At 61.8% G+C, this 14,366-nt stretch carries 15 protein-coding genes; 12 read left to right on the forward strand and 3 right to left on the reverse strand.

The features are described 5' to 3' along the window. From GPA21_RS14600 to GPA21_RS14655, 12 genes are all read left to right on the forward strand, one after another. Nucleotides 1-1,950 (forward strand): motility hub landmark protein FimV (locus GPA21_RS14600; RefSeq protein WP_281355953.1); only part of this gene is annotated, 1,950 nt, incomplete at its 5' end. A gap of 83 nt (nucleotides 1,951-2,033) precedes the next feature. Further along, nucleotides 2,034-2,633 (forward strand): hypothetical protein, encoded by a 600-nt coding sequence (locus GPA21_RS14605; protein ID WP_168988868.1) that lies wholly within the window; start codon nucleotides 2,034-2,036, stop codon nucleotides 2,631-2,633. Beyond that, nucleotides 2,630-3,424 (forward strand): tRNA pseudouridine(38-40) synthase TruA, encoded by a 795-nt coding sequence (gene truA / locus GPA21_RS14610; protein WP_168988869.1) that lies wholly within the window; start codon nucleotides 2,630-2,632, stop codon nucleotides 3,422-3,424. Before GPA21_RS14605 ends, truA begins: the two co-directional genes overlap by 4 nt. Before the next feature lie 181 nt (nucleotides 3,425-3,605). Continuing rightward, nucleotides 3,606-4,229 (forward strand): phosphoribosylanthranilate isomerase, encoded by a 624-nt coding sequence (locus GPA21_RS14615; protein WP_168988870.1) that lies wholly within the window; start codon nucleotides 3,606-3,608, stop codon nucleotides 4,227-4,229. Next, a complete protein-coding gene (trpB, locus tag GPA21_RS14620; protein ID WP_168988871.1) occupies nucleotides 4,216-5,424 on the forward strand; it encodes a tryptophan synthase subunit beta in 1,209 nt (402 codons plus the stop codon). The genes GPA21_RS14615 and trpB overlap by 14 nt, the downstream gene beginning before the upstream one ends. Nucleotides 5,425-5,470: 46 nt before the next feature. After that, nucleotides 5,471-6,286 carry a tryptophan synthase subunit alpha gene (trpA, locus tag GPA21_RS14625; RefSeq protein WP_168988872.1) on the forward strand — a complete coding sequence of 272 codons (816 nt, stop codon included), beginning with the start codon at nucleotides 5,471-5,473 and terminating at the stop codon, nucleotides 6,284-6,286. Next, on the forward strand, nucleotides 6,283-7,152 hold the full coding sequence (gene accD, locus GPA21_RS14630; protein WP_168988873.1) for an acetyl-CoA carboxylase, carboxyltransferase subunit beta: 870 nt from the start codon (nucleotides 6,283-6,285) through the stop codon (nucleotides 7,150-7,152). The genes trpA and accD overlap by 4 nt, the downstream gene beginning before the upstream one ends. 7 nt (nucleotides 7,153-7,159) lie before the next feature. Further along, on the forward strand, nucleotides 7,160-8,461 hold the full coding sequence (folC, locus tag GPA21_RS14635) for a bifunctional tetrahydrofolate synthase/dihydrofolate synthase (RefSeq protein WP_168988874.1): 1,302 nt from the start codon (nucleotides 7,160-7,162) through the stop codon (nucleotides 8,459-8,461). Continuing rightward, entirely contained in the window at nucleotides 8,454-9,161 is a 708-nt protein-coding gene (locus GPA21_RS14640; RefSeq protein ID WP_168988875.1) for an SPOR domain-containing protein, read from the forward strand. The genes folC and GPA21_RS14640 overlap by 8 nt, the downstream gene beginning before the upstream one ends. Nucleotides 9,162-9,232: 71 nt before the next feature. Further along, complete coding sequence (locus GPA21_RS14645; protein ID WP_168988876.1) at nucleotides 9,233-9,724, forward strand: CvpA family protein; 492 nt, start codon at nucleotides 9,233-9,235, stop codon at nucleotides 9,722-9,724. A 10-nt stretch (nucleotides 9,725-9,734) separates the two neighbouring features. Then, nucleotides 9,735-11,258 carry an amidophosphoribosyltransferase gene (gene purF, locus GPA21_RS14650; RefSeq protein WP_168988877.1) on the forward strand — a complete coding sequence of 508 codons (1,524 nt, stop codon included), beginning with the start codon at nucleotides 9,735-9,737 and terminating at the stop codon, nucleotides 11,256-11,258. 13 nt (nucleotides 11,259-11,271) lie between these two features. Further along, nucleotides 11,272-12,441, forward strand: a complete 1,170-nt coding sequence (locus tag GPA21_RS14655; protein WP_168988878.1) for an O-succinylhomoserine sulfhydrylase — start codon at nucleotides 11,272-11,274, stop codon at nucleotides 12,439-12,441. A gap of 8 nt (nucleotides 12,442-12,449) precedes the next feature. Here the strand turns inward: GPA21_RS14655 and GPA21_RS14660 are convergent, their stop codons facing one another. From GPA21_RS14660 to GPA21_RS14670, 3 genes are read right to left on the reverse strand one after another with little or no spacing between them, the layout of a single operon-like run. Beyond that, nucleotides 12,450-13,178, reverse strand: a complete 729-nt coding sequence (locus GPA21_RS14660; protein ID WP_168988879.1) for a UDP-2,3-diacylglucosamine diphosphatase — start codon at nucleotides 13,176-13,178, stop codon at nucleotides 12,450-12,452. Nucleotides 13,179-13,197: 19 nt separating this feature from the next. After that, nucleotides 13,198-13,692 (reverse strand): peptidylprolyl isomerase, encoded by a 495-nt coding sequence (locus GPA21_RS14665; RefSeq protein ID WP_168988880.1) that lies wholly within the window; start codon nucleotides 13,690-13,692, stop codon nucleotides 13,198-13,200. Nucleotides 13,693-13,708: 16 nt separating this feature from the next. After that, on the reverse strand, nucleotides 13,709-14,266 hold the full coding sequence (locus GPA21_RS14670; protein WP_168988881.1) for a peptidylprolyl isomerase: 558 nt from the start codon (nucleotides 14,264-14,266) through the stop codon (nucleotides 13,709-13,711). Nucleotides 14,267-14,366: the final 100 nt, after the last annotated feature.

The raw sequence follows: 14,366 nt of genomic DNA on the forward strand, positions 1-14,366 counted from the left end.
GCGCCGCCCGCCACTCCGGCCGCAGAACCTCCGGCACCGGCGCCCGCACCTGCACCTGCACCTGCACCTGCACCTGCACCCGCACCCGCACCCGCACCTGCTCCCGTATCGGATCCGTTTGCGCCGCAGCCCACGTTCCTGCAGACGATCCTCCAGGATCCAGCCCTCCTTGCTGCCGGCGGTGGCGTCCTGGTGCTGTTGCTTGGTTACGCAGGTTACCGCGTGCGACAGAAGCGCAAGGCTGAAGAATCGTCCGAGATGCCCGCACAGTTGAGCGAAGCGCCGTCCTCCGCGCACTCTATCTTTGGTGACAAGGGCGGTCAGAGTGTAGATACCGGAAGCAGTAGTCTTCTGCACACGGATTTCAGCCAGTCGGGCCTGTCTGCGATCGATGCCGATGAGGGTGTCGATCCCGTGGCTGAAGCCGATGTCTATATGGCCTATGGTCGCGACGCACAGGCTGAGGAAATCCTGCTTGATGCGCTCAAGGCAGACTCGTCCCGCACGCCGGTCTACCTCAAGCTCCTGGAGATCTACGCTCAACGCCAGAGCCTGCGTCAGTTCGAATCGGTCGCCACCGACCTGTACTCCCGCACCGGCGGGCGTGGTCCGGATTGGGAGAAAGCCGCAGAGCTTGGACGCAAGCTCGACCCGGATAACCCCTTGTACAAGGCTGGCCCACTCGCGGGTGTTGGCGGCGCAGAGGCACCGCCCACACAACCGCCTGCTGCAGGCGGCGCTGCCCAAACCGGTGCAACAGCCGGCATTGCTGCGGCGGCAGGCGTGGCTGCAGGTGTCGCTGAAAGCAGCGCAGCCGAATTGCCGATGCCCAGTGAGGCGGAAGGCTCTGGCGAAGAACCGTTGCTTGCCGAGCGGGGTAACGAATTGAGTGAGCTCGATTTCACCACTTCGCTCCCGGTCGAGCCCAGCGACTCCCAGCTCAAGGACACCTGGACGATGCCGGCAGGCGACCTGTCGCGTCTCGATGAGGCGATGGAGCAGGGCACGCCGGAAGAGGTCAGTAGCGCGCTTGAGGCCGTGGGTCGCGAGGAAGCGCCAGAAGAGGTCGTGGATGAGGTGGACTTTTCGGTCCTCGATTTTGACCTCGGCAGTGATGAAGCGGCCACGCGAGCTGCCCAATCGGAGGTCGGCGAGGAGCAAGGGCCTGTGACCGAGCCTGTCGAGGCGCCGGCTGACGAGGCAGAGCAGCCGCTTGAATTCGATCTCGACCTGGGGGGAGACGAGGCGCCGCAGGCTGATCGCAAGAGCCTGGATCAGACTGTTGTCGGGACTCAGTTTGATATTGAGGCGGCCGAACGCATGGTGGATGAGCAGGGTGCTGGCGCGTCGACCGGGATGGACGAATCGCTGAAGGCCACGGTGATCGGCAACGAGCTCGACCTTGCACGAGCCGAGCATGACGTCGACCAGGCGGACGCCGACGCGGCCCGGATGATCGACACGTCAAAGACCGGTTCTGGCTCTGCTGGAGATCTTGATGCGACGGTGTTGGCGGATGACTATCTGCGCGATGCGTTCGAAGCTGAAAGTGGTGACCAGGACGAGGCGGTGGTGGATCTGGAGAAAACCGGATTCGACAACAGCCTGCTGGATTTCGACTTTGATCTTGACTCCGCGGAGGCTGCGTCCGAATCTGGCGTCGAAGTGCCGGCGGTGGATCTCTCCAACATCGACCTGGATCTTGATGTCGAGTTGCCCGAAAGCGTCTCTGAAACGGCAACCGATTCGGCTCAGCCAGTGGCGCCCGACGCTGCTGAAGTGCCTGCCCCCGATGTCGTCCAGGAGGTCGATACCAAACTGGACCTCGCTCGTGCTTATGACGAGATGGGCGACAAGGATGGAGCGCGCGAACTGATCGAGGAAGTCTTGAAAGAGGGCTCGCCGAGTCAGCGTGAAGCGGCGCAGCGACTGCTCGACAGGCTTGGCTGATCGTTCTGTCGGCGACAGGTTCGCTGAAACCCCGGTCCCGGGAGGGACCGGGGTTTCGTCTATTTCAAGCTAGTGTCAGATCCATGCACGGTGGGCTTTTGATCTTCCTGTGGTTAGGCGCGGTGGCACTGTTGCAGCGCTTGCCGCCGCAATGGCTTGGGTGGTTGATCCTGTTGCTCGGCCTTGCCAGCCTCATTACTGCCAGAGAACGTGCGCTCCGTCTCCTGCGGCGCATTCGCGTACTGCTCCTGGCGATCGTCGTGCTGTTCGCCTGGTTTACACCTGGGACACTCGTCATCGTCGATTTTCCCGCCCTGAGCCCGACCGTTGAAGGCATGACGCTGGCCTTCGAGCATGCAGGACGGGTCGTGGCCGTGGTCTTGTGTGTCGCTCTGCTCATGCAGTTCCTGCCGTCCGAGCGGCTGGTAGGAGCGCTCTACGCCTTGCTTCGGCCGTTTGAGCGAATGGGTTTGCCAGCGGGCAGAATTGCGGTCAGAACGCTGCTGGTGCTGGAATTCGTCGAAGGCAGATCGACGGGGAGTTGGAAGAAATGGCTGACGCCTGCGAAAGAAGAGGCATCGCTCAGGCCTGTGCCGATGCCAGTCGAGCCGTTTCGGGGGCGTGACTGGCTGATACTGAGTTTTGGTCTTGCAACCCTATTGTCGCTCTGGATTGCACTATGAGAATCGCTTTGGGTGTGGAGTATGCTGGTGATGCCTTCGAGGGATGGCAGAGCCAGAAACACGGACGAACCGTGCAAGATCACCTGGAGCGGGCAATCGGCGTGATTGCGGGCCATCCCGTGAGACTGCATTGCGCGGGTCGTACCGATGCAGGTGTGCATGCCACCGCACAGGTGACGCACTTCGATACCAGTTCCGTGAGGCGCAATGTGAGCTGGGTCAGGGGTGTCAACAGCTTGCTGCCACCCGATGTTGCGGTGTTGTGGGCGGTGGAGGTCGATGACAGTTTTCACGCGCGCTATATCGCCGAGGCTCGGCGTTATCGCTATGTTTTGCTCAACGCAACGGTCCGCCCGGCGCTGTTGGCAAGAAGAGTCGGCTGGTTTCACGTCCATCTCGATGTCGAAGCGATGGCCAAAGCCGCGCGTCATCTGATTGGCTGGCATGACTTCACCGCTTTTCGTGCAGCCGGTTGTCAGGCCAAAACGCCGGTGCGCCTGATGCATAGTGCGCAGGTGACTCGCGACGGCGACTACCTGCTGTTCGATTTTCACGCGAACGGCTTTCTGCATCACATGGTGCGCAATCTTGTTGGCGCGCTGGTCTACGTCGGTAAAGGAGCGAAACCGCCCGAATGGATGGGAGAAGTGTTGATGCACTGCGATCGAAGCCTTGCTGCACCCACTTTTCCGGCGGATGGGCTTTACCTGTGCGGGGTCGATTATGCGGATCGTTGGCCGCTGCCGGGTAATGGGCGTATTATCGCGAAGCCCCGATTGCCCATGCCGTGATCACGCCAGTGGTCTGGTTCGCAAATGCCCGAGCACAAAGGCGCGTCCTGAGGCGCATGGCTCCGTCGCTCGTCATCGCGATAGCTTCGGTGCGCGGCTGGCTTGCCCGGCCCACAACCCATCGTTTTCGTCATGTCCCTTTGCTGACGAAACATTCCAGTAGCGTGTCAAGCCGACATCCATGAAACGAACGAGAATCAAGATTTGCGGTCTGACCCGCGAAAGCGATCTTGTGGCCGCAGTCGAGGCGGGAGCCGACGCGATCGGGCTGGTCTTTTATCCGCCCAGTCCACGTTACGTCAGTCCGACTCGTGCTGCGGAACTCACGCGCCTGATCCCGCCTTTCGTCACGACCGTGGGGCTGTTCGTCGAGCCCAAAGCCGGTTTTGTTCGTGAGGTGCTGACTCAGGTGCCGCTTCAGATGTTGCAGTTTCACGGCGATGAAAGCGCGGCGGCCTGCGAGGGTTTCGGTTTGCCCTGGTTGAAGGCTGCGCGAATGCGGCCGGGCATTGATCTGGTAAAATTCGCGGCTTCCTATCCGTCTGCCGCCGGCATCTTGCTGGACGCCTTCGTGGAGGGCTATGGGGGCGGGGGTGAAACGTTTGATTGGAATCTGATTCCTGGGGACCTCGGCAGGCCCATGGTTCTCTCGGGTGGCCTGTCGCCGGAGAATGTATGCGACGCGGTCAGACGCGTGAGACCTTGGGCGGTCGACGTCTCGAGTGGTGTGGAATCGGCCAAGGGTATCAAGGATGCAGCGCTGATCGCTGCGTTCGTACAAGGAGTTCGTAATGCAGATGGCTGATTCACCCGCGATGCCAGACGCCAGCGGCCACTTCGGCCCCTACGGTGGTGTCTTCGTGGCCGAAACCCTGATTCCGGCCATCGAGGAACTGCGTCAGGCCTACGAAACATGCCGGAATGATCCGGAGTTCATGGCGGAGTTCCGTTACGAGCTCAAGCACTACGTCGGCCGCCCAAGTCCGATCTACCATGCCAAACGCTGGTCCGAATTGCTTGGAGGCGCGCAGATCTATCTCAAGCGTGAAGATCTGAATCACACTGGTGCGCACAAGGTAAACAACTGCATCGGTCAGGCTTTGCTTGCGCGCAAGATGGGCAAGCCACGCGTCATCGCCGAGACTGGTGCCGGGCAGCACGGCGTGGCGACGGCCACGGTGGCGGCGCGCTACGGTATGGAGTGCGTGGTCTACATGGGCGCCGAGGATGTACGTCGCCAGGCTGCCAACGTCTATCGCATGAAGTTGCTGGGTGCAACGGTGGTACCGGTCGAGTCGGGCTCGCGTACGCTCAAGGACGCGCTCAATGAAGCCATGCGCGACTGGGTGACCAACGTTCACAACACCTTCTACATCATTGGCACCGTGGCTGGTCCGCACCCTTATCCGATGATGGTGCGGGATTTTCAGTCAGTCATTGGCGAGGAATGCATCGAGCAAATGCCCGAGATGGCCGGTCGGCAACCCGACTATGTCATTGCATGCGTGGGCGGGGGCTCGAACGCGATGGGTATCTTTCACCCCTACCTCGGCCACCGCGACGTTCGCCTGGTGGGCGTCGAAGCGGCGGGCGAGGGCATCGAGACCGGTCGTCATTCGGCCAGCCTCACCGCCGGTCGTCCGGGTGTGTTGCACGGCAACCGAACCTATCTCCTGCAGAACGAGGACGGGCAGATTATCGAGACACACTCGATCTCGGCAGGTCTGGACTACCCTGGTGTCGGGCCGGAGCATGCATGGCTGAAGGACTGCGGTCGCGCCGAATATGTCAGCGTGACCGATAGCGAGGCGCTGCAGGCTTTTCACGACCTGTGCCGCTACGAGGGCATCATTCCTGCCCTGGAAACCTCTCATGCCCTGGCCCATGCTGCCCGTCTCGCTCCGACCCTGGCCAACGACCGCGTGCTGCTGGTCAACCTGTCCGGCCGCGGCGACAAGGATATGCATACCGTGGCCGAACTATCCGGCATCCAGTTTTGACTCAGGCGCCGAGCGTCCAACCGGCAAGCCATCTTTGAATCAGCCCATGTCCAGAATAGATTCCGTTTTTCAGCAGCGCCGAACCGAAGGGCGGCGTGCGCTCATCCCCTTCGTGACGGCCGGTGACCCGTCTGCCGACATGACGGTTCCAATCATGCAGGCGCTCGTGCGTGGTGGGGCCGACATCATCGAACTCGGCGTTCCGTTCTCCGATCCGATGGCCGACGGTCCGACGATCCAGCGCGCTTCCGAGCGCGCTCTGGCTGGCGGCATGAGCATGCGCAAGGTGCTCGGCATCGTCCGCAGCTTTCGGGAGTCCGATGCGGAGACACCGGTGGTGCTGATGGGCTACGCCAATCCCATCGAGGCCATGGGAACCGAAGCCTTTGTTGAACAGGCGGTTGCCGCCGGTGTCGATGGCGTGCTGGTGGTCGACTATCCTCCGGAGGAGTGCAGGACTTTCGCGTCTGCCGCGCGACAAGGTGGTCTGGACCCGATCTTTCTTCTGGCGCCGACCTCGTCCGATGAGCGTTTCGACGACGTCGCCCAGGCTGGCAGCGGGTATATCTACTACGTGTCACTCAAGGGCGTTACAGGGTCCGCCACGCTGGACCTGGACGAAGTATGTGCCCGCATTCCGCGCATTCGCGAACGTGTCGGCATGCCGGTCGGTGTCGGCTTCGGCATTCGCGACGCACAGACCGCAGCACGGATCGGGGCGGTTGCGGACGCCGTCGTCATCGGGAGTCGCATCATCGAAGAAATTGAAAACAGTCCGCGCGAGGAAGCAGCCGCGCGTGTGGAGTCGTTCATCCGTGGCATCCGGGAGGCCCTCGACGCCACGGAAGGGGTTCTCAAATGAGCTGGTTGAAGAGACTGCTGCCGCCGCGTATCAAGAAAGACGAATCCGCGGTCAGGAAATCCATTCCCGAGGGGCTATGGAGCAAGTGCCCTTCATGCGAGGCGGTGCTCTACCGTTCGGATCTCGAGGCCAATCAGGCCGTTTGTCCAAAGTGCAGCCATCATCTTCGGTTGCGCGCACGCGCGCGTCTCGACCTTCTGCTGGACGCCGATGGTCGTGAGGAGATCGGCGCTTCGGTCGTTCCGATTGACCCGCTCAAGTTCAAGGACTCGCGCAAGTACACCGAGCGACTCTCGAGCGCCAAGGTCGATACCGAGGAGGAGGATGCGCTTGTCGTGATGAGCGGGTCGATTCTTGCGCAACCGGTGGTGGTCGCCTGCTTCGAGTTCGAGTTTCTGGGCGGGTCGATGGGCTCGGTTGTCGGAGAACGCTTCATCCGTGGCGTGAAGTTGGCAGAGGAGCAGCGCATGCCGTTCATCTGCATCACCGCCTCGGGTGGAGCGCGAATGCAGGAAGGCCTGTTGTCGCTGATGCAGATGGCCAAGACTACCGCTGGTCTCACTCGCCTGGCTCGCCGTCGCCTTCCCTTCATCACCGTATTGACCGATCCGACGATGGGTGGTGTGTCGGCGAGTTTCGCTTTCATGGGCGACGTCGTCCTTGCCGAACCGGGCGCGCTGGTGGGTTTCGCCGGTCCGCGCGTCATCGAACAGACGGTGCGGGAGAAGCTTCCCGAAGGTTTTCAGCGCGCTGAGTTTCTGCTCGAAAAGGGCGCCATAGACATGATCGTTGATCGACGCGAGATGCGCGAGCGGATCGCAGTTCTGATCGGCATGCTAACCCAGCAGCGCGCAGTCGAAGCCTGAGGCGCGCGTGACGGATCTTGATCGATGGCTCCAGCGGCTGGAGTCGCGAAACACCGAAACCATTCGACTCGGGCTCGAGCGCGTGGGGGAGGTTTTTGAACGCCTCCAAGCCAGCATGGGCGGCACTGTGATTACTGTCGCTGGAACGAACGGCAAGGGCTCGGTGTGTGCCATGCTCGAGGCCATTCTGCTCGCCTCCGGATACAGTGTCGGCCTCTACACCTCGCCTCATGTGCTTCGTTATACCGAGCGGGTGCGGCTGAATGGGCGTGAAGTCGACGAGCAGACCCTGGTGGCAGCGTTCGAGTCGGTGGAGTCGGCACGGGGCGAAACTCCGTTGACCTATTTCGAGCAAGGTACACTCGCCGCATGGAAGGTCTTCTGTGATGCCGCACCCGAGGTCGTGATCCTCGAGGTCGGGCTCGGCGGTCGGCTTGATGCGGTCAACATCGTCGATGCCGACTGCGCCATCGTTACCAGTGTCGCGATGGACCACATGGAGTACCTCGGTGATACCCGCGACAAGATCGGTTTCGAGAAGGCCGGCGTGTTTCGTGCCGGAAGACCGGCGATCTGCGGTGATCCCATGCCACCCGAAAGCCTGCTCGCCCATGCTGAGGCAATCGGTGCCCCGCTCTGGATCAGTGGCCGCGATTTCGGTTTCGGTGGCGATCGTCAGCAGTGGGGGTACTGGCGCTATGAGGCGCCGGGCAGTGCCGGCGGCCTGGTCAAGCGCGGCGGTTTGGCCTATCCAGCACTGCGGGGTGCCAATCAATTGCTGAATGCGGCCTCGGTTCTGACTGCGCTCGAGTTGCTCCGCGATCGCATTCCAGTCTCCATGCAGGCAGTTCGTCAGGGCCTGATGTTGGTCGACTTGCCCGGGCGCTTTCAGGTTCTGCCGGGAAGACCGACCGTGGTCCTGGATGTGGCACATAACCCTCAGGCGGCTGGCGTGCTCGCCGAGAACCTCTCGAACATGGGTTTCTATCCGGACACCTGGTGCGTCATCGGTATGCTCGCCGACAAGGATGTAGAGCAGGTGGCTGCATTATTGAGTGGACGCATCGACCACTGGTACGTGGCATCGCTGCAGGGGACGCGTGGGCTTGACTGCGCCGACTTGGCAGCACGACTTCGCGCGGCGGGCGCTGCCCCCGAGGCATGCTTCGACTCACCCGCCCAGGCATTTGATGCAGCGCGGAAAGCCGCGAGCGAGAGTGATAGAATTCTTGTTTTCGGATCGTTCATGACTGTCGCTGACGTCCTCGGTTTCCTCGAGGACGAAGGCAAGAAGAACGCACGTGGCTGACAACGACAATCTCGAACTCAAGAAGCGCTCCCGCCGTCGTCTGGTTGGTGCGGCAGCGCTTGCCTTGCTGGCGGCGTTGGTCTTGCCGATGATCATGGATGACGATCCCGGTCTGCCTACGCACGATATTCAGGTGACGATACCGGATCGTACAGCGGACGCGGCGCTTGCAAGGCCGATAGGGGGCCGCCCGCTGGTACTCACCGAGGATGAGGAGTTCATCACCCTGCCGGACGAGTCAGTTGACCTTCGGGAGGCTGAAGAACTGCCGGCGCCGGTCGTCGTCGAACCAGCGCCAGTCACGCCACCTCCGGCGAGAGCAGCCCCCGAATCTGCACCGGCACCTGCGCCTGCGCGTCCAGCAGTACCCGAAACCCCGGTCGCCAGCGCACCGGCGCAGACTCCAGCGGCGCCGGCTCTAGACGAGGCTGCCCGAGTCCAGGCGATCCTCGAAGGACGCATGGGGGCGACACCTCCGGCCAGCGGTGGTTTCATGGTTCAGGTGGGGGCGTTCGGTGAGCGGGACAAGGCCGAATCGCTTCGGCAGGAACTCGTCGCGAGTGGATACAGCGCGGTGATCGAGCAGGCAGGGGGCGTCAACCGGGTGCGAGTCGGACCCTACGCGTCACGTCAGGAAGCCGAGCGGGCGGAAGCCCGTCTGAGCGCGGCCGGCCGTCCCGGCGTCGTGATCGCGCGCTGAGACTGTTCGGAGATGATGACTCATCAGCCCGATCAGGTTTCCGGCCCGACGGTCTGTCGCTTTCACCACGCATGACGATATTCGACTACATCTTTCTTGCGGTCCTGGTGCTCTCGGCCCTGGTCGGTATGTGGCGCGGTTTCGTCAGTGAAGTCATCGCGATTCTTGCGTGGATAGTGGCGCTTCTTGCCGCCTGGTTGTATGCCGGAACTGCAGCCGAGATGCTCAGTGGTGTCATCGCTGAACCGGGTTGGCGACATGTCGCCGGTTTCGCGTTGATATTTGTCGGCGTACTATTGCTTGCAGCGGTCTTTCGCTTTCTTCTACGGGAGTTGCTCAAGGCCGCCGGCCTCGGGCCGACTGACCGTTTCTTCGGTACGCTCTTCGGTATCGTTCGTGGGTTGGCAATTGCTTTCGTGCTGGTTCTGCTCGGCGGGCTCGCCGGTATGGCACGTGAGCCCTGGTGGAGTAACGCCTTGTTTGCCCCCCCGCTCGAGACCGCGGTGATTGCCGCCAAACCCTGGTTGCCGGAAGCGGTGGCCGAACGCGTTCGATTCAGATAGGTATAGCGCCATGTGTGGAATCATTGGGGTCGTCGCGACCTCGCCCGTCAATCAACTCCTCTACGATGGGCTGCTGGTGCTGCAGCATCGCGGACAGGACGCCGCCGGCATTGCGACTTCGGACGAAGGTCGCTTTTTCATGCACAAGGGCCCTGGCCTCGTGCGCGACGTGTTCCGCACCCGAAATATGCGCAACCTCGTCGGCAATGTCGGCATTGGTCACGTGCGCTATCCGACGGCGGGTTCGGCCTGCAACCCGGCCGAAGCCCAACCTTTCTACGTGAACTCGCCGTTCGGCTTGCTGCTCGCGCATAACGGCAATCTGACCAATTCGGACGAGCTCAAGCGCGAGATCTTTCTATCGGATCTGCGACACATCAACACCAATTCCGACTCCGAGGTCCTGCTGAACGTCCTGGCGCACGAGCTTCAGGCGGCAGCGAACGGTTTCAAACTCGATGCTGATGCGGTGTTCCGGGCGGTTGCGAATGTTCATCGGCGATGTCGTGGCGCCTATGCCGCGGTGGTGCTGATCGCCGGTTTTGGCCTGCTTGCCTTCCGCGACCCACACGGCATCCGTCCGCTGGTGGTCGGTCGCAATGAGACCGAGCAGGGCCCGGAATGGCTGGTTGCTTCCGAGTCGGTCGCACTCGACGTGCTGGGTTACGAGATGCTCAGAGATGTCGCGCCCGGCGAGGCGATCCTGATTCGCACTGACGGTGAGTTCATGAGTCGTCAGTGTGCGCCGGCAACGGTTCAGGCACCGTGCATGTTTGAGTATGTGTATCTCGCGCGCCCGGACTCGATCATCGACGGTATTTCGGTGTACGAATCGCGCGTGAAGATGGGCGAATACCTTGCGGACAAGCTTCGTCGAACCCATCCGCAACTCGAGATCGACGTGGTGATCCCGATTCCGGATTCCAGCCGACCTGCGGCCATGGAGATGGCGACGCGGCTCGGTCTTCCCTACCGCGAGGGGTTCGTGAAGAACCGGTATATCGGGCGAACCTTCATCATGCCGGGGCAGTCCGTGCGGCGGAAATCAGTGCGGCAGAAGCTCAACACGATTCCGCTCGAATTCAAGGGAAAACGTGTGCTGCTCGTCGATGATTCAATCGTCAGAGGCACGACGAGTCGCGAGATCGTCAGCATGGCGCGAGAGGCGGGGGCGAAGAAGGTCTACCTCGCGTCGGCCGCTCCACCGGTGCGCCACGCCAATGTCTACGGTATCGACATGCCGACAAAGGGAGAACTGATCGCAGCGGGCCGCAGCGAGGAAGAGATTTGCCGAGAGATCGGTGCCGACGGCCTGTTCTATCAGGATATCGACGACCTTAAGGCCTCGGTTCGTGCCATCAATCCGACGATCAGCCATTTCGAGACGTCCTGTTTCGATGGTTGTTATGTGACCGGCGACATCACCGATGAGTACCTTTACGGTGTCGAAAATCAACGCGGACAGGCCCGCGTCGGGGATGACGGCGAGGACGGTCAACTCGACCTGAATCTCGTGACCAGCAGCGAGCAGTAAGGCCCGACAAGATATGACCGAAGCCGATTTCGACACCCTCGCGATTCGAGGCGGAACCGAACGCACTCACTTCAGCGAACATAGCGAAGCTCTGTTCCTGACTTCGAGTTTCGTGTTCGACAATGCGGCGCAAGCTGCAGCACGTTTTTCGGGCGAGGAGGAGGGTTACGTCTATGCGCGTTTCTCCAACCCGACCGTGACCATGATGCAGAATCGGCTCGCAGCCCTTGAAGGGGGAGAAGCCTGCGTTGCCACCTCTTCGGGCATGTCAGCGATCCTGTCTCTGGTGATGGGTACGATGAAAGCGGGCGAGCACGTCGTGGCGACGAATGGATTGTTCGGCGCTTCACAGCAACTGCTGGGTGGCATCATGCCGAAGTTCGGAATTGAGACGACCTTTGTGCCTGCCAGCGATCTCGATGCCTTCCGTGCGGCTGTGCGGCCGAATACACGCCTGGTTTTCGTCGAGACACCGTCCAACCCGCTGACCGAGATAGTGGACATCGCAGCGGTAGCTGATATCGCGCATTCCGCCGGTGCGCTTTTCGCGGTGGATAACTGTTTCTGCACGCCGGCCTTGCAGTTGCCCCTCGCGCTCGGTGCGGATGTTGTGGTGCATTCCGCTACCAAATATCTCGACGGGCAAGGCCGGGTTCTGGGCGGCGCAGTCGTCGGCGGCAAACCGGTGATGGAAGAGGTTTTCAAGTTTCTGCGCACCGCCGGGCCGTGCATCTCGCCGTTCAATGCCTGGGTGATTCTGAAGGGGCTGGAAACGCTGAGGCTGCGGATGGAAGCTCAATCCGCCAACGCGCTCGCGCTGGCATCCTGGCTGGAGGGGCAAGCGGGCATCCGGCGGGTGTACTACCCCGGTCTTGAATCCCACCCGCAGCACGGACTGGCGTTGAGCCAGCAACGATGTGGAGGCGCGATCGTCAGTTTCGAGGTGGAAGGCGGGCGTGAGGCTGCATGGCGGGTCGTCGATGCTTGCCGGACGATGTCCATCACTGCCAATCTCGGCGATACACGGACTACGATTACCCATCCCGCGTCCACCACGCATGGACGCCTGACTGCAGAGGCGCGTGCTGCAGCGGGTATCGGAGAAGGGCTGATTCGAATCGCGGTCGGGTTGGAGTCGGTCGAAGACCTCAAGCGCGATCTGATGTCTGGTTTGCAGTCCTGAGCTCGGGCTCAGGCCGGGGGCGCCAGGGTACGCGCGGTGCCTGAGCCTGAAGCCCATTCCAGATAGTGAGCCTGCCCGCGCCAGTCGGCCAACACCCAGCGCTCGCATGTTCGGCCGTCGACCAGGTGTTCATGTCTTGCCGGGCGATGCGTATGCCCGTGGATCAGCACCGGATAGTCGTTGGTGCGTAGCAATTGGGCAACCGCGTCCTGGTTGACGTCCATGATCTCGGGGCGCTTGCGGGCGTTCGCTTCCCGGCTGCGGGTTCGCAGCGACTCGATGAAGGATTTGCGCTCCGCGAGGGGTCGGGCGAGGAAGGCTCTTTGCCATTCGGGATCGCGAACCTGGCTGCGGTATTGCAGGTAGTCGGTGTCGTCAGTGCACAGCGCGTCTCCGTGCGTGAGCAGCACCTGCCGGCCGTCAACCACCAGACGGCTCGGGTCGGGCAGCAGACGCATCGCGCAGCGCGACGCAAAGTGTTGCCCGATCAGAAAATCGCGATTGCCTGCCATGAAGCGAAGCGCCGTTCCTGAAGCAGCGAGGGCGGACAGCGCGTCGGAGACCTGGCGAATCAGAGGCGTGTCGTCATCGTCCCCTGCCCAGTATTCGAACAGGTCACCGAGAATGTACAGCGTGTTCGCGGTGCGGGCCGGACCGGCAAGGTAATCGATGAAAGCCCGCAGGGTTGCGGGCTCCTCCTCGCACAGATGCAGGTCCGAGATGAAATGAATCTTCACGCGCCGCCGCTGGGCCGGATCAGATGATCTCGGCGCGCTCGATCACGACGTCCTCGACAGGGACGTCCTGGTGGAAACCCTTGGATCCGGTTTTGACCGAGCGAATGCGGTCGACCACGTCCATCCCTTCGCTCACCGATCCGAATACGCAGTAGCCCCAACCCTGGACGTCCGGTGCCCGGTGATCCAGGAAGTCGTTGTCGGCGACGTTGATGAAGAACTGTGCGGTGGCCGAGTGGGGCTGCTGGGTCCGTGCCATGGCGATCGTGCCGGCGCGGTTCTTGAGTCCGTTGTCCGCCTCGTTGCGAACCGGCTCCCCGGTGGGTTTCTGATTCATGCCGGGTTCGAAGCCGCCACCCTGGATCATGAAACCGTCGATCACCCGATGAAAGATGGTGTTGTCGTAATGTCCGGCCTGAACATAGGCCAGAAAGTTCTTGACGGTCTCGGGCGCCTTCTCGGCCTCGAGTTCGAGGGTGATCGCACCGAAGCTGGTATGCAGTCGAACGGCCATTGTGTTTCTCCTGATGTTAGCGTTCGACGATGCGAACGGAATCGATGCTCACCGGTTCGCGTGGCACGTTCTCGAAGGGACCGACCGTGCCGGTCGCGACCCGTCCGATCGACTGGACGATATCGAAGCCCTCGGTGACACGGCCGAACACCGCGTAGCCGTAGCCGTCGAAGGAAGGGTAGTCGAGCGCCGTGTTGGCGACCAGGTTGATGAAAAACTGCGCGGTTGCCGAATGCGGATCCCGCGTGCGTGCCATCGCGATGGTGCCCGGTTCGTTCTTCAAGCCGTTGTCAGCTTCGTTGCGCACCGGGGCTCGCGTCGCCTTCTGGCTCATGTCCGCGTCGAAGCCGCCGCCCTGGATCATGAATCCGTCGATGACCCGGTGGAAAACGGTATTCTCATAGAATCCGCTTTCCGCGTATTCGAGAAAGTTGGCGACCGTGGCCGGCGCTTTCTCGCCGTCCAGTTCGATGACGATGACGCCCTTGCTGGTGTGCATTTCGACCACCGGACCGGCGGCGAAAAGCGTACTGGTGCATGCGGCGAGAATCAGACTAGCGAACAGTCGTTTCATGTGGGGAAGTTCCTTGTTGGCTGGGACGCCGGGCACCGGTAGGGGGAGCCTGGGTACGTGAGCGGTGGGCAGCGAGCGCCCGGATTCGGTGTGCTATGAT

This window comes from Azoarcus taiwanensis (assembly GCF_012910885.1).
In the GTDB taxonomy this organism is placed as follows: Bacteria; Pseudomonadota; Gammaproteobacteria; order Burkholderiales; family Rhodocyclaceae; genus Azoarcus_F; species Azoarcus_F taiwanensis.